Raw genomic sequence first — 18,973 nt, 5'->3', positions numbered from 1 at the left:
GACTATCCCTGAACCTGCTTCACCTGGACGGCGTGCGCCATCTCCTCGGACAGATCGAACCCGGTGTGGCCGGGCACCGTGATCGTGACCGAACCGGGCTTCGTCTCGACGGTGACACGCGCGTCCGGTACGACGCCGGCCTCACGCAACTGCCCGATGACGTCCGGATCCGACTGCACGTGCTCGGCGAGACGGCGGACGACGACCGCGGTCGGCTTGCCGGGCGGCACGTCCGTGAGGCGGATGAGCGTCTCCGGGGGGTCGACCGGGCGATCGAGTCCGAGCAGCGCGAGACCCGGAATCGGGTTTCCGTACGGCGAGGTCGTGGGGTTGTTGAGCACCTCCACCAGGCGTCGCTCCACTTCCTCGCTCATGACGTGCTCCCACCGGCACGCCTCCGCGTGAACCTCTTCCCACCGGAGACCGATGACGTCCACGAGGAGTCGTTCGGCCAGGCGGTGCTTCCGCATCACGGACACCGCGAGTTCGCGGCCCTTCTCCGTCAGTTCCAGGTGGCGGTCACCGGCGACCAGGAGAAGGCCGTCCCGTTCCATCCGGGCAACGGTCTGGCTGACCGTCGGGCCGCTCTGCTCGAGTCGTTCGGCAATACGTGCTCGAAGTGGGACGACGCCCTCTTCTTCCAAGTCATAGATCGTCCGGAGGTACATCTCCGTGGTGTCGACCAGATCCTTCACACTCACACCCCTTCGTCTCGGTTGATTCTACCGGTGATTGCCCGGCACCGGCGCCGTCCGTCCCCGCCGCGCGTCGGTGACGGTCCGGCGGGGTCTGCTGACACCCTCCACGGGGGACCAGTAGCGTGAGTCCATGACCGCGTCGTTCAGTTCCGGGGAGGATTCGGCTGCACTGGTATCGAACCGTGCAGTCGTGTGGAGTCCGGACTATCTCAGTTATCGGTGGAGTGCGGACCACCCGATGAATCCCACGCGGCTCGAGCTGACCATGTCGCTCGCGCGCAGCCTCGGGACTCTGGAGGGGGTCGAACTGTTGCGGCCCGCCGCCGCCTCGGACGCAGATCTGCTGCGGATCCACACTCCCGCGTACATCGAAGCGGTCAAACAGGCCGGTCACTCCGCGACGTCCGGTGTGCTCGGCGCGGAGGCACCGCACGGGCTCGGCACCGAGGACAATCCCGTCTTCCCCCAGATGCACGAGGCGAGCGCGATCCTCGCCGGCGGTTCCCTCGCCGCGGCGCAGGAGATCGCCGCGGGCCGCACCCGCCGCGCCGTGAGCATCGGCGGCGGCATGCACCACGCGATGCCCGACTGGGCCTCCGGCTTCTGTGTGTACAACGATGTCGCCATTGCCATCTCCTGGCTGCTGGACAACGGTTTCGACCGGATCGCCTACATCGACGTCGATGCGCACCACGGTGACGGGGTCCAGCACGCGTTCGCGCACGACCCGCGGGTTCTGACGATCTCACTGCACCAGCACCCGGCAACCCTGTGGCCCAACACGGGGTGGTCGAGCGAGGTCGGCGAGGGATCGGCGGAGGGCACGGCGATCAACCTCCCCGTGCTGCCCGGCACCGTCGATGCGTTGTGGCTGCGCGGATTCCACGCCGTCGTGCCCGGCGCGCTCGCCGCGTTCCGGCCGCAGATCGTGATCAGCCAGTGCGGTGTCGACAGTCACCGCGAGGATCCGCTCGCCGACCTCGCGCTGACGGTGGACGGCCAGCGGGCCGCGTTCCTGGCGATGCGCGACCTCGCCGACCGCTACGCCGAGGGGCGCTGGCTCGCCGTCGGCGGCGGCGGATACGGCCTCGTCCGGGTCGTCCCGCGCGCGTGGACCCACCTGATCGCCGCGGCGCTCGACCGCGAGATCGACACGGCCCGTGCCGTACCCGAGGCCTGGCAGGAGCGGGCTCACGCCCTCGCACCCAGTGTCGACCTGCCGGACACGATGGGCGACGGCGGGGAGGTCGACTACCTGCCCTGGGACGGTCCCGGTGGCACACCGGAAACCGGGATTCCGTCGGTCGACCGCGCCCTGACGCGGATCGACTCCGCCGTCATCGCCACCCGCCGCGCCTGCTTCCCCCTACTCGGACTCGACCCGGAGGATCCCCGTGACTGAGCAGGCGGACGGCAGCGAGACGACCGGCGCCACGGAGTCGCCGGGCCGCACGGAGTCGTCGGGCGGGACGGAGAAGGCGGGTAGTGCCGGGGCGACGGTGAAACCCGACCCCGCGCACAACTACCCGCGACACTGGGTCGCCGACGTGCTCGCGGCGGACGGCGGGGCGGTCGCGCTGCGGCCGATCGTGCCCGAGGACGCCGACAAGCTCGTCGCGTTCCATTCCAAGCTGTCCGAACGCACCCGCTATCTGCGGTATTTCGGTCCCTACCCGATCATGTCGCAACGCGACGTCGTCCACTTCACTACGGTCGACCACCACGACCGGGTGGCGTTCGTGGTGCTGCTGGGCGACGAGATCATCGCCGTCGGCCGGTACGAACGGCTCACCGGCGAGGGCGACGGCAAGTCCGCGGAGGTGGCATTCGTCGTCGCCGACGCGCACCAGGGCCGCGGTCTCGGGCCGATCCTGCTCGAGCACCTGGCCGCGGCGGCCGCGGAGAGCGGTCTGACGATGTTCGTCGCGGAGGTCCTCGCGGAGAACCGGAACATGGTGACCGTCTTCCGCGAGGCCGGATACCAGGTGAGCCGCAGCTTCGAGGGCGGTGTGCTCAGGCTCGAGTTCGCGATCGACCCCACCGAAGCGATGGTGTCCGTACGCAATTCCCGCGAGCGGGCCGCCGAAGCGCGGAGCATGCGCAACGTGCTCAGCCCGCGGTCGGTCGCGGTGATCGGCGCGTCCACCGACCGGGCGAAGGTCGGCAACGCCGTCCTGACCAACCTGTTGCGAGCCGGATTCACCGGTCCGGTGTATCCGGTCAACGCCGAGCACCGTTCGGTCCATGGAGTGCGGGCGTACCCGACGGTCCGCGACATCCCCGACGAGGTGGACCTCGCGGTCGTCGCCGTCCCCGCCGAATCGATCAACGCCGTCCTCGACGACTGCCTGGACAAGGGAGTCAAGGCCCTCGTCGTCGTGTCCTCGGGATTCAGTGAAACCGGAATGGACGGACGGCAGTCCGAGCGTCGCCTCGTCCACGCCGCCCGCGCGCACGGGATGCGGCTGATCGGCCCGAACGCGCTCGGCGTGGCCAACAACGACCGGGACGTGTCGTTGAACGCCACCCTCGCGCCGGTGCTGCCGAGCCCCGGCAACGTCGGATTCTTCTGCCAGTCCGGCGCACTCGGCATCGCCATCCTCGACGAGGCCGCGCGGAGCCGAATCGGATTGTCCGCGTTCGTCTCCGCAGGAAACCGCGCCGACGTCTCCGGCAACGACCTGCTGCAGTACTGGGATTCGGACCCGGCCACCGAGGTCGTGCTGCTGTACCTGGAGAGCTTCGGCAATCCCCGCAAGTTCTCGCGCATCGCGCGGAGGGTGGCGCGGAACAAGCCGATCGTCGCGGTCAAGAGTGGACGCCACGCCGTCCCGCCCGCGCTGGCGGCCAGCGGCGGCGAGATGGACGATTCGATCGTGCGCGCCCTCTTCGAGCAGGCCGGGGTGGTGCAGGTCGGGTCGATCTCCCAGCTGTTCGACTGTGCGCTGCTGTTCGGGTACCAGCCGCTGCCCGCGGGCCCCCGGCTCGCCGTGGTCGGGAACTCCACCGCGCTCGGTGTCCTCGCCGCCGACGCGGCCCGCAGCGAGGGTCTGCAGGTCGGCGACCCCGTCGACCTCGGCCCGCAGGCCGGTCCCGAGGAATTCGCGACGGCCGTGCGGACGGCACTCGCGTCCTTCGACGTCGATTCGGTGATCGCCGTGTTCGTTCCCCCGGTCGCCGTTCCCGTCGAACCCTTTGCCCAGGCGCTGCGGGAAGCGGTGCGGGAAGCCGACAAACCCGTCCTCACGACGTTCCTCGCGGCGGAGGGCGTGCCCGACGTCCTGGCGGTCCGCGGTGAGGACGGGCACCCGACGCGCGGTTCGGTGCCCTCCTATCCCGGTCCCGAACGCGCGGCGCTGGCGCTGGCGCGTGCCTGGCGGTACTCGGCCTGGAAGAGTAAGCCGTCCTCGAAAGTGGTGCGCCCCAACGGGATCGATCCGGAACGGGCGAAAGCGATGATCGACGGCTGGCTGTCGACGTCGTCCGGCCGCTGGCTGTCGGACTTCGAGGCGTCGCAACTCCTCGCGTGCTACGGCGTGGACGTCGTGGAATTCCGGTCCGCCACCACCGAGGAAGAAGCCGTGCAGGCCGCCGAGGAACTGGGATACCCGGTTGCGGTGAAGGCGACGGGGGAGCAGTGGCGGCACCGGCCCGACCTCGGCGGTGTCCGCCTGGACCTCGTCGGGCCCGACTCGGTCCGCTTGGCCTACCGCGACCTCGCCGCCGCATCCGGTGAACCGCTGCTGCAGGTGCAGCGGATGGCCACCAAGGGGATCGGCTGCGTCGTCGGCGTGCAGGACGACCCGTCGTTCGGTTCGCTCATCTCGTTCGGGCTCGCCGGCGTGATCTCCGACCTGCTCGGTGACCGCGCCTACCGGGTGCTGCCCCTCACCGAGGACGCCGCAGCGGAGCTGATCGACGCACCGAAGGCCGCGCCGCTGCTGTCCGGTTACCGCAGCGCGGTGCCGGTGAACAAGTCGGCCCTCGTCGACCTCGTGCAGCGGATCTCCGCGCTCGCCGACGACCTGCCGGAGGTGCGGGAGTTGGCCTGCGAACCGGTGCTGGCGTCCGCAGAGGGCGCGCTGGTCACCGATTCGCGCGTGCGGATCGGCCCGGAGCCCAGCGTCGCGGACCTCGGCCCCCGCCGGCTGCGCTGACGATCGGCCAGGCAGAGGCGGACAGCACAGCGCCGGTGCCGGTCGCGTACGACCGGCACCGGCGCTGATTCGGAGGGGAGAGACTCGGGTCAGCTGGCGTAGGAGCGCAGCCGCTCGGCGCGGTCGCCCTGACGCAGCTTGCCCATCACCTCGCGCTCGATCTGACGGACACGCTCGCGGGAGAGCCCGAAGAGCTTGCCGATCTGGTCGAGGGTGCGCGGCTGACCGTCGTCGAGTCCGTACCGCAGGCGGATGACCTGCTGCTCACGTTCGTCGAGGGTGGCCAGCACGGTGCGCACATCGCTGTGCAGGAGACCGGCGATCACGGCGTTCTCCGCGGACGTGGCCTCGGAATCCTCGATGAAGTCGCCCAGCGGGGCCTCTTCGTCGTTGCCGACCGGCATGTCGAGGCTCACCGGGTCGCGGCTGTGGTCGAGGAGATCCGCGATCTTGTGCGCCGGGATTCCCGACTCCTCGGCGAGCTCGTCGTCGGTCGCCTCCCGCCCGAGTTGCTGATGCAGCTCACGTTTGATGCGGGCCAGCTTGTTGACCTGCTCTACGAGGTGCACTGGGAGCCGGATCGTGCGGCTCTGGTCGGCCATGCCGCGGGTGATCGCCTGACGAATCCACCAGGTGGCGTACGTCGAGAACTTGAACCCCTTCGCGTAGTCGAACTTCTCCATTGCGCGGATCAGGCCGAGGTTGCCCTCCTGGATGAGGTCCAGCAGGGGCATTCCGCGACCGGTGTACCGCTTCGCGAGCGACACGACGAGCCGCAGGTTGGCCTCGAGGAGGTGCGCGCGGGCGGACTGTCCTTCCCGGACGACCGTAGCGAGGTCGCGCTTCTTCGCGGGGGAGAGGCGCTTCCCGGTCTCCAGGATGTGCGCGGCGTACAGCCCAGCCTCGATTCGCTTGGACAGTTCCACCTCGTCTGCGGCCGTCAGCAGAGCTGTGCGGCCGATGCCGTTCAGGTAGACGCGGACCAGGTCGGCAGCGGGGCTCTGGGCGTCCAGATCGGCGGCGCTGGGGCGAATGCGAGTAGTGGTGCTGGGGCTTGTCATGACTTGCCTCCTCATCGGTGGTGTCTCATATGGATCAACGCACCGACGGCCTGGGAAAGTTCCCGGCCGGTAATTTATGAAGACGCTGTGACCTGCGGGTTCCTCGATTCGGTCCTGAGAAGTTGCTGAGAACACGTATAAGGGGGACGGATCGGGAACCCGGCGGCTACGCGGGAAGCACCAGTCCGTGCCGGACGAGGGCGTGCACGAGCGGCACCGCCGACTGTGCGAGTTCTTCCGCGTCGACCCCGTGCGCGGCGGCGAGGAGTTCGATCAGTTCGCCCAGCACGAGGCCGTCGCCGCGCATGCCCGCGACGAGCGAGGCGACGAGATCGTCGACCTCGTGCTGCCACGCCGGACCGTTCCCCCGGTGCAACCGGGCGACCACCTGCGTCCATCCCTCGTCGCCGGGCAGGAACACCCGCTCCAGGGCGGTGCTCTCCTCGACGCGGAACCGGGCGGTGAGCACGTCGTGGTCGCGCAGCCACGCCACCCGTTCGAAGTACGCGAGCGCCTCCGCGCCGAGCGGATCGGTGAAGCCGTGGGTGAGGTCTTCCGCCATGAGGTCGGTGGGTGCGTCGGTCCGGCGCAGGTAGACGAACCCGAAACCGACCCCCTCCACGTCCGCGCTCGCGAGGTGATCGAGCCAGTCCTCGGCGATCGTCGCGGTGGCCGGGTCCCGGGTGTCGAGGCCGCCGTCCCGCATCCAGGTGCCGACGTACAGGGCCGGATCCGCGACATCCCGCTGCACCACCCACGCGTCGATCCCGTGGGCGGGCAGCCAGGACGCCACCCGGGCACGCCAGTCCTCGCCCTCGACGTGGATCCACGACGCCAGCATGGCCGCGGTGCCGCCGGGCGCGAGGTAACCGGCCACCCGCGAGATCATCAGTTCGCTCGCGCCGTCGAGGTCGAGGCCGGAGTCGCGGTAGGTGTGGCCTACCGCGGCGCGGCTCACGACGAACGGCGGATTGGCCACGACCTGATCGAACGTGCGGCCCTCGACCGGCTCGAACCACGACCCGGCGAGCAGTTCCACCTCCTGCTCGTTGAGCGCCGCCGTGACGGCCGCCAGGTCCACCGCCCGGACGTTCAGGTCCGTCGCCGTGATCGAGTCGGCGTAGGAGGCGCCGTGCAGGGCCTGGATGCCGCACCCGGTCCCGATGTCGAGCAGCGTCCCGACCGGCGCGGTCGGGGTGGCCTGCAGCAGCGACAGCGACGCGTGCCCGACGCCGATGACGTGATCGACGGGGGTCTCGCGGGGGCGGAGGGAACCGTCGAGGTCGGAGAGCACCCAGCGGTTGCCCCCGCCGATGTCCAGCGGCCGCAGGTCGAGGGCGGCCCGGACGACGTCGCCGTCGGATTCGAGCAGGCCCGCGGCGACGGCGTCCTCGACCGCGAGCGGGGACAGCGCCGCGGCCACCTCGCCGGCGGGACAGTCGTCGGTGAGCAGGAACAGGCGGATCAGGGTGCCGAGTTCGCCGCACGACGCGCTGGCCCGGCGCACCGGGACCGGTTCGTTGCGGCTCAGCGCCGCATGGACCTCGGGGCCCAGCGCATCGAGCAGGGTGTCCGTGTCGTACCGATTGCGGAGGAGGGCCGCACGCAGAGATGGGCAGATCGACAGCAGTTCGTCACGGTTCACCCGTGCATTGTTGCAGGACGCCCCGCGGCGTCAGCCCTCGATCGTGTGGTGCGGCGGCGCGGGCAGGGCGGTGGACGGCGACTCGCGGTGGTCGTACCGGCTGGGCTCGTCCTTGGTGCGCGGCGGCCGGTCGTTCGCGATGAGGACCGCGATCCACGGCAGCGGGATCGACACGCCGATGATCGCCATCGAGATCCACGGGTTCTCCCAGATGCCGTACGCCACCGCCGCGAAGATCAGCGCCGGGAACCGGAACGACATGATGAGCAGATACTTGCGGACACGGGCACGGTGCTGATCCTCGATGGATCGCGCTGCCTCGGTGATGAGAACCGGATTACTCGGTGAGCCGGCGTCGTGGGACCCACCGAACCCTGCACTTCGTGCCATGACTCCACTGTTCCACTGTCGGGCGGCAAATGCACACGGGGGGTGGGATCACCGGCCGGTTGCGGCATTATTGAGGGGTGAGCACTCAAACCAAGGAACGGCCCGACGTCACCACCGACGAGTCGACCGATGACGACACTCCCAAGTTCTTCCATTACGTGAAGAAGAACAAGATCGCGGAGAGCGCCGTCATGGGCACTCACGTCGTCGCGTTGTGCGGCGAGGTGTTTCCGGTGACGAAATCCGCGAAGCCGGGATCGCCGGTCTGCCCCGACTGCAAGAAGATCTACGAAGGATTGCGCAAGGGCGACTGAGGCTTCGCCGGCGCTCGCCGCACACCCGGTGGCTCGGGAGATTCTCGTACCGGGCCGTCGGGCTTTTCGTCGTCCCCGGACCTCTGCCCGTCCGGATCGGTGCGGGCGCGGTCGCCGACCACCTTGATCGGGCCGGTGGCGATGCGACGCGTGAGGCTGGTCACCGGACCCGCCGACGGTGAACTCTCTGCCTGCGCGGCGATCCAGTCCCGCATCTGGTCGATGCGGGTCGCCCTGGCAGGCCAGAACTCCTGCACGGTGGCGTTGAACTCGGCGCCGAGCACCACCGCGAAACCCAGGAAGAACGTGAACAGCAGGAACGCGATCGGCGTGGCCAGCGCCCCGTACGTGTATCCGGTGCCCGCGACCCACGAGAGGTAGCGGCGCAGGCAGGTGCTCGCGCCGAGGAAGAACACTCCCGCGACGAGCGCGCCGCCGAGCATCCGATGCCAGGGCAGCGACCGGGGGAGCGCCACCTTGTACAGCGTCGTCAGGCCGACGATGAGCAGCAGTCCCACCCCGGGGTAGTAGAACGTGTCGACGATCTCCGTCCCGATCGTGCGCCACGCCTCCGGGAGGACCCTCCCGACGAGCGTCGGCCCCAGCGCGACCAGCGGCAGGGTGAACACGGCGAGGATCAGGAACATCACGTAGAGCAGCAACGCGAACACGCGCTGCCACACGGGGTGCCGCGCCTCCTGCTGGCCGTGGGCCTCGACGATCGAGTCCACGAACGTGGAGATGGCCGACGAGCCCGCCCAGAGGGACAGCAGGAAGCTCAGGGACACGATCTCGGGGCGTCCCCGTTCGAGGACGTCGCCGACCGTCGGGCGGATGATCTGTTCGACGACGCTGTCGCTGAACACGGTCCCGCTGAAGTTGACGATCTTCGACTGGATGATGTCGACGGTGTCGGGTCCGAACCACCCGCCGACGTAGCCGAGCATTCCGAGCAGACCGAGCAGGAGCGGGGGCAGCGACAGCGTCTGCCAGAACGCCGCGGCCGCCGCCTTCCCGAAGATCGAATCGTCCCACGCCTTGCTCGCTGTGCGACCGATCACGCTCAGTGCGCGACGTAGCGGATGCCACCCGGACCGGGGTGGATCACCGCCACTCTGCGGTGTCGTCGAGGGTGTTTCGGTCATGATGTTTCCAGCATCCCTGACGACACGCCCGGTTGCCCACCGCTGCTGTCCTCGTGTCGCGACAAATCTGTCACTATCGGAACTCGCGAATGCGGTTCGCGTCGGATCCGGGCGCTAGGCTCCTTGACGGACAGCGCCTTCGGGTGTGGACCGGACGTGTCGATCGATACCGAGGAGTGCGAGCAAACAGTGCCATGCCAGCGGAGGGCAGCCCGTGAGTGCTGAGACAGTGGGCTCCCAGTCGGCGCCGAGAGTGGAAACCGAGGCCGCGCAGATCGTGGGCACCGAGGCCTACCTCGCACAGACCGAACCAGCCAGGCCCGCGGGATCGCTGCGCGCCTGGCAGCGTCGTGCGCTGACCAAGTATCTGTCCACCGGACCGCAGGATTTCCTCGCGGTCGCGACGCCGGGCGCCGGTAAGACCACCTTCGCGCTGCGGGTCGCGTCGGAACTGCTGCGCGACCGCACCGTCGACCAGGTGACGGTGGTCGCGCCGACCGAGCACCTCAAGCACCAGTGGGCGGAGTCCGCGGCGCGCAACGGCATCGCGCTGGACTCGTACTTCTCGAACTCGACGGGGCAGACGTCCAGCGACTACCAGGGTGTCGTGGTGACGTACGCGCAGGTCGCCTCCCACCCGTTCAAGCACCGGGTCCGCACCGAGAGCCGGCGCACGCTGGTCATCCTCGACGAGATCCACCACGGCGGCGACGCGAAGAGCTGGGGTGACGCCATCCGGGAGGCGTTCGGGGACGCCACCCGCCGTCTCGCCCTGACCGGTACGCCGTTCCGCAGCGACGACAGCGCGATCCCGTTCGTGACGTACGAACCCGACCGCGAGGGTCTGATGCGCTCGAAGGCGGATCACTCCTACGGGTACTCGGACGCGCTCGCGGACGGCGTCGTCCGGCCCGTCGTGTTCCTCGCGTACTCCGGCGAGGCACGCTGGCGGAACAACGCGGGCGAGGAGTTCTCCGCGCGGCTCGGCGAGCCGCTCAGCGCGGAACAGACGGCGCGGGCGTGGCGCACGGCCCTGGACCCGTCGGGCGACTGGATCCCCGCGGTCCTGCACGCCGCCGACACCCGTCTCGGCCAGTTGCGCACCGGCGGTATGCCCGACGCGGGCGGCCTGGTGATCGCGACTGACCAGACCGTCGCGCGCGCCTACGCACAGACCCTGAAGGTGGTCACCGGCGAGGATCCGGTCGTGGTCCTCTCCGACGACCCGACGGCGTCCAAGCGGATCGCCGAGTTCGGCGCGAGTACCCAGAAGTGGATGGTCGCCGTCCGCATGGTGTCGGAAGGCGTCGACGTCCCCCGCCTGGCCGTCGGCGTGTACGCCACCAGTGCGTCCACCCCGCTGTATTTCGCGCAGGCGATCGGTCGTTTCGTGCGGTCCCGCCGCAAGGGGGAGACCGCGAGTGTGTTCCTCCCGTCGGTGCCGGTGCTGCTCGACCTGGCCAGCCAGCTGGAGGCGCAGCGCGACCACGTGCTCGGCAAGCCGCACCGGGAGAAGGACGGCTTCGACGACGACCTGCTCGCCGACGCGAACAAGCAGAAGGACGAACTCGGCGAGGAGGAGAAGGCGTTCACCTCGCTCGGTGCCGATGCCGAGCTCGACCAGGTGATCTACGACGGCTCGTCCTTCGGGACGGCCACGTTCTCGGGATCCGACGAGGAGGCCGACTACCTGGGTCTGCCCGGTCTGCTCGACGCCGACCAGATGCGCGCCCTGCTGCGGCAGCGTCAGTCCGAGCAGCTGGACAAGCAGGAGCCCGCCGCGCCCGCGCCCGTGCACACGCCGGTTCCGCAGGTCGCGGACCGGGTGGCCGCCGCCGGGCAGCTCGCGCAACTGCGCCGCGAACTGAACAGTCTCGTCGCGATGCACCACCACCGGACGGGCAAGCCGCACGGCACCATCCACGGCGAACTCCGCCGGGTCTGCGGGGGACCGCCCACGGCGATCGCCACCGTCGAGCAGCTCACCGAGCGGATCTCCACCCTGCGGCAGTGGTGACCGCCGCCGCGTGATGCGAACGCACACAAGAGACCGGCGAGTGCAGTGCACTCGCCGGTCTCTTGTTGCTGAAAGAGGTGAGCCTGGGACGGGTCACCCGGGCTGACGTATCAGATTGCAGCTTCGGCTTCGGACACGATCGTGGCGTTCATCTCGCGAAGACGGTCTGCGTGCTCGTTGGCGTGGTGACCGCAGAAGAGCAACTCTCCTCCGGTCGGAAGGACCGCGCGAACGCGGGCTCCCGCACCGCACCGGTCGCACCGGTCGGCTGCGGTCAACGGGGGGCTGGTCAGTGTTCCGGGCATGACTCCTCCGTACTGGCTTTTCGACTGATGCCGAGTGCCTGGGGCCTTGGTCCGCCGCGTCGGGGGTGGCGCGGTGGATCTACTCTTTCAGACGTTTGGGGTTTACGCGTTGTTCCCGACGGCGTTTCTCAGTGTTGCATCACACACGAAACCGGCCCGAAACGTGCGGACAGCGGCGTGACGAGCGCCGATGCGAACAGACCGACCGGTCCGGGTTCGCTGACAGCTGATTCGATTTCGGGCGTGACGCTAATCTCGCCCTGTGAAATCCGAAGACCAGCTCGTTCACATCTGCAGCCGCGACGAATGGCGCACCGCCGAACGCGACGGTGCCCGCGTGCCCGCCACGTACGCCGCGGACGGATTCGTGCACCTCTCCACACCCGCCCAGGTGCACCTGCCGGCCAACCGGTTGTTCGCCGGGCGCACGGACCTCGTCCTCCTCAGACTCGACCCCGACGCGCTCGGTGCGCCGGTGAAGTGGGAGCCGGGCGTGCCGGCCGATCCGGCGTCGATGCTCTTCCCGCACCTGTACGGGCCGCTGCCCGTCACAGCGGTCACCGCCGTCGAGGAGTACCGCCCCGACGCGGACGGCACGTTCCCGGCCCGGCGCTGACGCGAGCCTTCCGCGGTTGATCACCCCCATCGGACTACCGTGGTGGCATGAACGTTGAAGTGACGCCACTACCCGGTATCGGGGTGCGTAAGGACTTCGAACTCGCCGCCGGTCGCCGCATCGGTGTCATCACCCACCGCGACGGCCGCACGGACCTGATCGTGTCGAAGGCCGACGACCCCGACGCCTGCGCCGCGTCCGTGCCGCTCACCACCGAGGAAGCGGCCGTGCTCAGCAATCTGCTCGGAGCACCGCAACTGGTGGCGCAGCTGGAGGAGGAACACCGGGACCTGCCCGGCATCCGCACCAAGCAGCTGTACATCAAGGAAGATTCCCGGTTCGACGGCCGCCCGCTCGGCGACACCGCGATGCGCACGCGCACCGGGGTGTCGATCGTCGCGGTCATGAGGGCGGGGCAGGTGTACCCGTCACCGAAGCCCGACTTCCTGCTCACCTCCGGCGACCTGCTGGTCGCCGTCGGAACCACAGACGGACTGGACGCGTCAGCCAAGCTCCTGGCCAACGGCTGACAGACCCGTGAACACCACCACGCTCGCGCTCATCGAACTGGGCGCGGTGTTCTTCGCGCTCGGTCTGCTGGGCCGTCTGGCAGCTCAATTCGGGATGTCGCCGATCCCGTTCTATCTTCTCGGAGGCCTCTGCTTCGGCAGCGGCGGATTCGTCAACCTCGGCGACATCAGCGAGTTCAGCCACCTGGCGAGCGAGATCGGGGTGGTCCTCCTCCTGCTTCTGCTGGGGCTCGAGTACACCGCATCGGAACTTGTCACCGGGCTGCGACGGTCGTGGATGGCCGGTGTCGTGGACGCCGTCCTCAACGCCGCGCCCGGCGCGATCGTCGCCCTGATGCTGGGGTGGGGACCCACCGGTGCCGTCGTGATGGCCGGCGTCACCTACATCTCGTCCTCGGGCATCATCGCGAAGGTGTTGAGCGACCTGGGACGTCTCGGTAACCGTGAAACGCCGGTCGTGCTGTCGATCCTGGTGTTCGAGGACCTCGCGATGGCCGTGTACCTGCCCATCCTGACGGCCCTGCTCGCCGGCGTCAGCTTCGCCGGCGGACTCGAGGCGGTGGCCATCTCCCTCGTCGTGATCTCCGTCGTCCTCGTGATCGCGCTGCGGTACGGCCGCTACGTGTCCGCCCTGCTGGACAGCCCGGACAGCGAGACCCTGCTGCTGAAGCTGCTCGGTGCCGCGCTCCTCGTGGCGGGGATCAGCTCGGCGATGCAGGTCTCGGCCGCCGTCGGGGCGTTCCTGCTGGGGATCGCGATCTCCGGCACGACCGCCCACAACGCCAGCCGCGTCCTCGAGCCGCTCCGCGATCTGTTCGCGGCGATGTTCTTCGTGGTGTTCGGGCTCAACACCGATCCCCGGGCGATTCCGCCGGTCCTCGGCTGGGCCGTGCTGCTCGCCGTCGTCACCGCGCTGACGAAGATGATCACCGGTGCGTGGGCGGCGAAACAGCAAGGCGTCGGGCGGCTGGGCCGGGCCCGCGCCGGGGTCGCGTTGATCGCGCGCGGCGAGTTCTCGATCGTCATCGCCGGCCTGGCGTTGTCGGCGGGCGCAGTGGAGAGCGAACTGGTGGCACTCGCCACCGCGTACGTGCTCCTGATGGCCGTCATCGGCCCGGTGGCGGCCCGGGTGGTCGAACCGGTGGCGGGCGCCTGGATCCGGGTCCGCACCACCGCCTGACGGGGCCGCGGCCGGATGTCCCGGCGCACGGACGACGATGCCCCCGGACTCGCTCGGAGTCCGGGGGCATCGCAGTCTGTGCGTCAGTCCAGGTAGTCGCGCAGCACCTGCGACCGCGACGGGTGGCGCAGTTTCGACATGGTCTTGGACTCGATCTGGCGGATGCGCTCACGCGTGACGCCGTAGACCTGTCCGATCTCGTCGAGGGTGCGGGGCTGACCGTCGGTCAGGCCGAAGCGCAGGCGCACGACGCCCGCTTCACGCTCGGAGAGCGTCTCGAGCACCGACTGCAGCTGGTCCTGCAGCAGGGTGAAGGACACGGCGTCGACGGCCACGACGGCCTCGGAGTCCTCGATGAAGTCGCCGAGCTGGCTGTCGCCCTCGTCGCCGATGGTCTGGTCGAGGGAGATGGGCTCACGCGCGTACTGCTGGATCTCCAGCACCTTCTCGGGCGTGATGTCCATTTCCTTGGCGAGCTCTTCGGGAGTGGGCTCACGGCCCAGGTCCTGCAGGAGTTCACGCTGGATGCGGCCGAGCTTGTTGATGACCTCGACCATGTGCACCGGGATGCGGATGGTGCGGGCCTGGTCGGCCATCGCGCGGGTGATGGCCTGACGGATCCACCACGTGGCGTAGGTCGAGAACTTGTAGCCCTTGGTGTAGTCGAATTTCTCGACGGCACGGATGAGGCCCAGGTTGCCTTCCTGGATCAGGTCGAGGAACGCCATGCCGCGGCCGGTGTAGCGCTTGGCCAGCGACACGACGAGGCGGAGGTTGGCCTCGAGGAGGTGGTTCTTGGCGCGGTTTCCGTCGCGGCAGATCCAGCTCATGTCGCGGCGCTGGGCAGCGGGGAGCTTCTCGCCGGAGTCGGACAGCTCCTGCATGATCTGGGTCGCGTACAGCCCGGCCTCGATCCGCTTGGCGAGCTCGACCTCCTCTTCGGCGTTGAGGAGGGCGACCTTGCCGATCTGCTTGAGGTAGGCGCGGACGGAGTCTGCGGACGCGGTCAGCTCGGCGTCCTTGCGGGCCTGGCGGAGTGCCTCGGACTCCTCCTCGTCCCACACGAAGTCGCCGGACGCCTTGTCCTTCTCGGACGGCTCCTCGGTCTCCTCGTCCTCGCCGACTGCGACGACCTCCACGACATCGGACTCGACCTCGGCGAGGTCGCCCTCGGTGATGTCGATGTCTTCCATGTCGGCGGAATCCTCGTCGAGGTCCTCGCCGTCCGCGCCCTTACCGGCCGTGGCCTTCTTGCCGCCCGCCTTCTTCGCCGCCGCCTTCTTGGCGGGGGCCTTCTTCGCTGCTGCCTTCTTGGCGGGGGCCTTCTTCGCCGCTGCCTTCTTCGCGGGAGCTGCCTCGGCTGCCGGAGCGGTGCCGGTGGCTGCCGCTGCGACTGGTGCTTCCGGTCCTGACTCTGAAGTCGAATCAGCAGTCTGACGTGTATCGGTGGCTGCCACGTACGCCCTTTCGTGACGGTGTCGTGCGGCGTCACGCCAGAGTGGTCATCCGGCGGAGAGGTCTACTGGTTTCGCCGGCGCGCAGCCGGGCTCTTCCATTGTAACGACCCATCCGAAATAGTTACGGAGCGATGCCCGTTTCGACCGCGAGCGCAGCACCGACGATTCCCGCCGTGTTGAGCAGCGCAGCAGGTACGACGGGTGTCCTGTTGGTCAGATGGGGGATCCACTTCTCGTGTTTGCGGCTGATTCCGCCGCCGGCGATGAACAGATCCGGCCACAGGAGGTCCTCGAACCGGGTGAGGACCCGGCTGACCTCGGCGGCCCACTCCTTGTACGAGAGATCCTTCTTTTCCTTCACCGAGGACGCCGCTCGATGTTCGGCCTCCTTGCCGTGCACCTCCATGTGCCCGAACTCGGTGTTGGGGAGCAGCACGCCGTCGTGGAGGATCGCCGAGCCGATGCCCGTGCCGAACGTGAGGAGGATGAGGACCCCCTTCGCGTCCTTGCCCGCGCCGAGCGCATCCTCCGCTATCCCCGCCGCGTCGGCGTCGTTGAGGACCGTGACGCGCCTGCCGCCGAGTGCGCCCGAGAACAGCGCGCGCGCGTCCGTCCCGATCCACCCCTTGTCGATGTTCGCGGCGGATCGTGCGACGCCGCCGGTGACGACGCTCGGCAGAGTGATACCGACCGGTCCGTCCCATTCCGCCTGGCGGATGATCTCCGCGACGGTCTCCGCGACCGCCTGCGGGGTGGACGGCTGGGGGGTGAGGAGCTTGATGCGGTCGCCGATCAGCTCGCCGGTCTCGAGATCCACGACGCCACCCTTGACGCCGCTGCCTCCGACGTCGACACCGAACCCCGTTTTGGCCATGGCGTGTGCTCCTCCGTGTCGACGACGACGTGTTCTCGGGCGCGCTTCTGCTGCCCGTCACACTAGTGCGTCGAGGCGGGTTCGGTGGGTGATGACACTCGAGGACGCTGCGCCGCCGGAAGGGGGCCGCGAACGTCAGCGGTGGTGTGAGGCAGCGAAAGTGTGATCCGATGGGTGAGTGCATGCACCCCAGAGTTCAGACACCGCGCAAGGCCACGCCGGCACCGATCCCAGACGGCTGCTCGAGGTCGCCGTCGCGGTGGCCGAGGAGGCCGCCGCCCACGTCCGGGCCCGGCGGCCCGAGGTATTCGGAATCGTCGGGACGCGAGCGGAATCCGGCGACTCCGTGGCGTCGAAGAGCACTCCCACCGACCCCGTTACCGTCGTCGACACCGAGAGCGAGCAGGTCATCCGCGACCGCCTCGCGGAGCTTCGTCCCGAGGACGCGATCCTCGGCGAAGAAGGTGGGGGAGAGGGTGATTCCGTCGCGGGGGTGCGCTGGATCGTCGACCCGATCGACGGCACCGTCAACTTTCTGTACGGGGTGCCCGCGTACGCGGTCTCCGTGGCCGCCCAGGTCGACGGAGTGTCCGTCGCCGGGGTCGTGGTCGACGTGGCGGCCCGATCGACGTACGCGGCGGCACGCGGCGGAGGGGCGACCCTCACCGACGCCGACGGGCGGGTCAGCGCACTGCGGTGCAACCCCGTCACGGACGTCTCGATGGCGTTGCTCGCCACCGGATTCGGATACGGCGCTGCCCGGCGCAAGGTACAGGGCGCCCTCATCGCCGACATCCTGCCGAGGGTGCGCGACATCCGCCGGATCGGTTCCGCGGCCCTCGACCTGTGCATGGTCGCGGCAGGCCGTGTCGATGCCCATTTCGAACACGGACTGAGTCCGTGGGACTGGGCGGCGGGGTCGCTGATCGCGACCGAGGCAGGAGCCCGCGTGCGGATCCCGTCGCCGCACACGTCGAGTGCGGACGGTGAGGTGGTGGTAGCCGCGGCCCCCGGCATCGCCGACGCGCTGGACGCCCTGTTCGCCGAGACCGGGGTGGACACCCCGATCCCGGAGCGGTGACCGGCGGTCAGCAACGGGCGGTGCGCGCCGCCTTCAGGAGGTCGATGTCGAGCGGTGCGGGCTGGGTCCCGGGCGGCGGATCCTTCAGCGACCGCAGAACCTCCTCGGCGTCGGCGTTCGGCGAGATCTTGCGGAAATAGGTTCCGAGGGCGAGATCGACCGTGTCGTCGGCGCGGGTGTCCTGGATGAGTTCGGCGCATGGGGCCACCAGCCAGAGCGCGCTCGCGGCCGCGGCGCCGTTCGGGCCGAACCGCAGCTGCCCCTGGCACTGCATGTTCTGGTCGACGTAGATCGGGTCGTTGCCCGCCTGGACGTCGGGTGCGCTCGCGAACCCGTAGTCGCTCAGCTGCGCGGCCACCTGCGCCGCCTGGCCGTGCTCGCCGTTGGCGTTGAACACGCGCACCTTCGTGGCGGACAGCGCGGCGGGCTCCACGTCCCGCAACGTCGAACCGTCGACCCTCTCGCCCAGCGCCTGCGGCGGCGGGGCCGCGGGATCGACCGGCTGCGCGGCCGGCTGCGGAAGATTGCAGTCGACCGTCGCGGCCAGGTCCTCGTCGTCGCCGAGGACACCCATCCACACGACGGCTCCGAGCAGAGCGAGGATCGCGAACACCACGAGGATCGGCATCGCCCGCCGCCGCCGGAACGGACGACCCTTGTCGTCGAGCGGGCTGCCTTCGGTGATCAGTGAAACCACAGTGTGCCTCGACCTCTCCTACGAACTGCACTTGGAACGTTTCGCCCGTCCAGCGCACCGATACAGGCCCCGGCCACACGTCGTGGCGCAGGTTCGGCACCTACCTTAGATCCCTGCGGCGTCATAACCCCGAACCCGTCCCCGTTGTGGAATGTCACAGGTTGCTGTGGTGTTGGTGACGATTAGCAGACAATTTGCGCGATCGGCCGATTCGGTTACGTCTTTTGTACTTCCTTCGGCTACTGTCTGGCGGCCCCAGTCGTTCAAAGCATGCAGAACGAGGGTCGGCAGAAGATGACAAAAGAGGCGTAGATCATGTTTCCGGAGCCTGGTGTCCGGGCACGTATCCATCCGCTGCAGCGCCCTGCAGCCGCAGGGTGTGATCTGCGCCGAGGCGGTTTTTCGGGTGGACGGTCGACCGGCAATCGGTCCGGCGCGCCGCACGGGCCGGGATACACGGAAGAAGATGAGGGGAAGGCGACATGGCAACTGACTACGACGCACCGCGGCGAACAGAGTCCGACGAGGTTTCGGAGGATTCGCTGGAGGAACTGAAGGCGCGACGCAACGAGGCTCAATCGGCTGTCGTCGACGTCGACGAGTCCGACACCGCGGAGTCGTTCGAACTGCCCGGCGCGGATCTGTCCGGTGAAGAACTCTCGGTGCGGGTCGTGCCGAAGCAGGCCGACGAGTTCACGTGTTCGAGCTGTTTCCTGGTCCACCACCGCAGCCGGCTCGCCAGTGAGGCGGGCGGAGTGCTGGTGTGCAGGGACTGCGCGGCCTGAGCGGCGGCGAGTACGAGAGGC

At 69.1% G+C, this 18,973-nt stretch carries 18 protein-coding genes; 9 read left to right on the top strand and 9 right to left on the bottom strand.

All coding sequences use genetic code 11. The features are described 5' to 3' along the window. Nucleotides 1-2: 2 nt before the first annotated feature. Entirely contained in the window at nucleotides 3-695 is a 693-nt protein-coding gene (locus JWS13_RS07470; protein WP_124393033.1) for an iron-dependent transcriptional repressor DtxR, read from the bottom strand. 133 nt (nucleotides 696-828) lie between these two features. Between JWS13_RS07470 and JWS13_RS07465 the strand changes: the two genes are divergently transcribed. Together JWS13_RS07465 and JWS13_RS07460 are read left to right on the top strand one after the other, a co-directional pair. Then, nucleotides 829-2,100 (top strand): acetoin utilization protein AcuC, encoded by a 1,272-nt coding sequence (locus JWS13_RS07465; protein WP_206005142.1) that lies wholly within the window; start codon nucleotides 829-831, stop codon nucleotides 2,098-2,100. Nucleotides 2,101-2,197: 97 nt separating this feature from the next. After that, nucleotides 2,198-4,855, top strand: coding sequence for a bifunctional acetate--CoA ligase family protein/GNAT family N-acetyltransferase (locus JWS13_RS07460; RefSeq protein ID WP_241032572.1), 2,658 nt, complete (start codon nucleotides 2,198-2,200; stop codon nucleotides 4,853-4,855). Nucleotides 4,856-4,944: 89 nt separating this feature from the next. Here the strand turns inward: JWS13_RS07460 and JWS13_RS07455 are convergent, their stop codons facing one another. The 3 genes from JWS13_RS07455 to JWS13_RS07445 all read right to left on the bottom strand — a co-directional run bounded on the left by JWS13_RS07455 (nucleotide 4,945) and on the right by JWS13_RS07445 (nucleotide 7,951). After that, nucleotides 4,945-5,916: a sigma-70 family RNA polymerase sigma factor gene (locus JWS13_RS07455; RefSeq protein WP_005240812.1), complete on the bottom strand. Its 972-nt coding sequence runs from the start codon at nucleotides 5,914-5,916 to the stop codon at nucleotides 4,945-4,947. Nucleotides 5,917-6,082: 166 nt separating this feature from the next. Continuing rightward, nucleotides 6,083-7,561 (bottom strand): DUF7782 domain-containing protein, encoded by a 1,479-nt coding sequence (locus tag JWS13_RS07450; RefSeq protein WP_206005140.1) that lies wholly within the window; start codon nucleotides 7,559-7,561, stop codon nucleotides 6,083-6,085. A gap of 30 nt (nucleotides 7,562-7,591) precedes the next feature. Continuing rightward, nucleotides 7,592-7,951 (bottom strand): DUF3099 domain-containing protein, encoded by a 360-nt coding sequence (locus JWS13_RS07445; RefSeq protein ID WP_005261100.1) that lies wholly within the window; start codon nucleotides 7,949-7,951, stop codon nucleotides 7,592-7,594. A 77-nt stretch (nucleotides 7,952-8,028) separates the two neighbouring features. Here JWS13_RS07445 and JWS13_RS07440 point away from each other — a divergent pair, with 77 nt between their 5' ends. Next, on the top strand, nucleotides 8,029-8,265 hold the full coding sequence (locus JWS13_RS07440; protein ID WP_005240826.1) for a DUF3039 domain-containing protein: 237 nt from the start codon (nucleotides 8,029-8,031) through the stop codon (nucleotides 8,263-8,265). Here JWS13_RS07440 and JWS13_RS07435 read toward each other — a convergent pair. Continuing rightward, the gene (locus JWS13_RS07435; RefSeq protein ID WP_206005139.1) at nucleotides 8,238-9,410 is read right to left on the bottom strand and encodes a YihY/virulence factor BrkB family protein; all 1,173 of its coding nucleotides are present in this window, start codon (nucleotides 9,408-9,410) and stop codon (nucleotides 8,238-8,240) included. The genes JWS13_RS07440 and JWS13_RS07435 overlap by 28 nt on opposite strands. A 253-nt stretch (nucleotides 9,411-9,663) precedes the next feature. Between JWS13_RS07435 and JWS13_RS07430 the strand changes: the two genes are divergently transcribed. Next, the gene (locus JWS13_RS07430) at nucleotides 9,664-11,427 is read left to right on the top strand and encodes a DEAD/DEAH box helicase (RefSeq protein ID WP_206011525.1); all 1,764 of its coding nucleotides are present in this window, start codon (nucleotides 9,664-9,666) and stop codon (nucleotides 11,425-11,427) included. A 110-nt stretch (nucleotides 11,428-11,537) separates the two neighbouring features. On the opposite strand, the gene JWS13_RS07425 is transcribed toward JWS13_RS07430, so the two are convergent. Next, nucleotides 11,538-11,732, bottom strand: a complete 195-nt coding sequence (locus JWS13_RS07425) for a DUF7455 domain-containing protein (RefSeq protein WP_005240831.1) — start codon at nucleotides 11,730-11,732, stop codon at nucleotides 11,538-11,540. Between the two features lie 262 nt (nucleotides 11,733-11,994). Here JWS13_RS07425 and JWS13_RS07420 point away from each other — a divergent pair, with 262 nt between their 5' ends. Genes JWS13_RS07420 through JWS13_RS07410 form a run of 3 tightly spaced genes read left to right on the top strand, consistent with a single transcriptional unit; the run spans nucleotide 11,995 to nucleotide 14,058 of the window. Continuing rightward, on the top strand, nucleotides 11,995-12,348 hold the full coding sequence (locus JWS13_RS07420) for a DUF952 domain-containing protein (protein WP_206005138.1): 354 nt from the start codon (nucleotides 11,995-11,997) through the stop codon (nucleotides 12,346-12,348). Nucleotides 12,349-12,395: 47 nt separating this feature from the next. Continuing rightward, entirely contained in the window at nucleotides 12,396-12,878 is a 483-nt protein-coding gene (locus JWS13_RS07415; RefSeq protein ID WP_005240833.1) for a cation:proton antiporter regulatory subunit, read from the top strand. 7 nt (nucleotides 12,879-12,885) lie between these two features. Beyond that, on the top strand, nucleotides 12,886-14,058 hold the full coding sequence (locus JWS13_RS07410) for a cation:proton antiporter (protein WP_206005137.1): 1,173 nt from the start codon (nucleotides 12,886-12,888) through the stop codon (nucleotides 14,056-14,058). 83 nt (nucleotides 14,059-14,141) lie between these two features. Here the strand turns inward: JWS13_RS07410 and JWS13_RS07405 are convergent, their stop codons facing one another. Further along, nucleotides 14,142-15,515, bottom strand: coding sequence for an RNA polymerase sigma factor (locus tag JWS13_RS07405; RefSeq protein ID WP_087555835.1), 1,374 nt, complete (start codon nucleotides 15,513-15,515; stop codon nucleotides 14,142-14,144). A gap of 121 nt (nucleotides 15,516-15,636) precedes the next feature. Continuing rightward, complete coding sequence (ppgK, locus tag JWS13_RS07400; protein ID WP_206005136.1) at nucleotides 15,637-16,389, bottom strand: polyphosphate--glucose phosphotransferase; 753 nt, start codon at nucleotides 16,387-16,389, stop codon at nucleotides 15,637-15,639. A gap of 178 nt (nucleotides 16,390-16,567) precedes the next feature. On the opposite strand from ppgK, the gene JWS13_RS07395 reads away from it, so the two are divergent. Then, on the top strand, nucleotides 16,568-17,470 hold the full coding sequence (locus JWS13_RS07395; RefSeq protein ID WP_206005135.1) for an inositol monophosphatase family protein: 903 nt from the start codon (nucleotides 16,568-16,570) through the stop codon (nucleotides 17,468-17,470). Between the two features lie 7 nt (nucleotides 17,471-17,477). Here the strand turns inward: JWS13_RS07395 and cei are convergent, their stop codons facing one another. Next, entirely contained in the window at nucleotides 17,478-18,167 is a 690-nt protein-coding gene (gene cei, locus JWS13_RS07390; RefSeq protein WP_206005134.1) for an envelope integrity protein Cei, read from the bottom strand. Between the two features lie 482 nt (nucleotides 18,168-18,649). Here cei and JWS13_RS07385 point away from each other — a divergent pair, with 482 nt between their 5' ends. After that, nucleotides 18,650-18,952 (top strand): DUF4193 domain-containing protein, encoded by a 303-nt coding sequence (locus tag JWS13_RS07385; protein WP_087555838.1) that lies wholly within the window; start codon nucleotides 18,650-18,652, stop codon nucleotides 18,950-18,952. The last annotated feature ends 21 nt before the right edge of the window (nucleotides 18,953-18,973 follow it).

The organism is Rhodococcus pseudokoreensis (assembly GCF_017068395.1).
GTDB lineage: Bacteria > Actinomycetota > Actinomycetes > Mycobacteriales > Mycobacteriaceae > Rhodococcus_F > Rhodococcus_F pseudokoreensis.
The sequence above is the reverse complement of the archived record's forward strand: the minus strand, read 5'-3'. Positions and strand labels throughout refer to the sequence as shown.

Bases quoted from the DNA above. Each gene is read 5' to 3' on its own strand.
- JWS13_RS07465 (WP_206005142.1), top strand. From the start codon at position 829: ATGACCGCGTCGTTCAGTTCCGGGGAGGATTCGGCTGCACTGGTATCG.
- JWS13_RS07455 (WP_005240812.1), bottom strand. From the start codon at position 5,916: ATGACAAGCCCCAGCACCACTACTCGCATTCGCCCCAGCGCCGCCGAT.
- JWS13_RS07445 (WP_005261100.1), bottom strand. From the start codon at position 7,951: ATGGCACGAAGTGCAGGGTTCGGTGGGTCCCACGACGCCGGCTCACCG.
- JWS13_RS07435 (WP_206005139.1), bottom strand. From the start codon at position 9,410: ATGACCGAAACACCCTCGACGACACCGCAGAGTGGCGGTGATCCACCC.
- JWS13_RS07425 (WP_005240831.1), bottom strand. From the start codon at position 11,732: ATGCCCGGAACACTGACCAGCCCCCCGTTGACCGCAGCCGACCGGTGC.
- JWS13_RS07415 (WP_005240833.1), top strand. From the start codon at position 12,396: ATGAACGTTGAAGTGACGCCACTACCCGGTATCGGGGTGCGTAAGGAC.
- ppgK (WP_206005136.1), bottom strand. From the start codon at position 16,389: ATGGCCAAAACGGGGTTCGGTGTCGACGTCGGAGGCAGCGGCGTCAAG.
- JWS13_RS07385 (WP_087555838.1), top strand. From the start codon at position 18,650: ATGGCAACTGACTACGACGCACCGCGGCGAACAGAGTCCGACGAGGTT.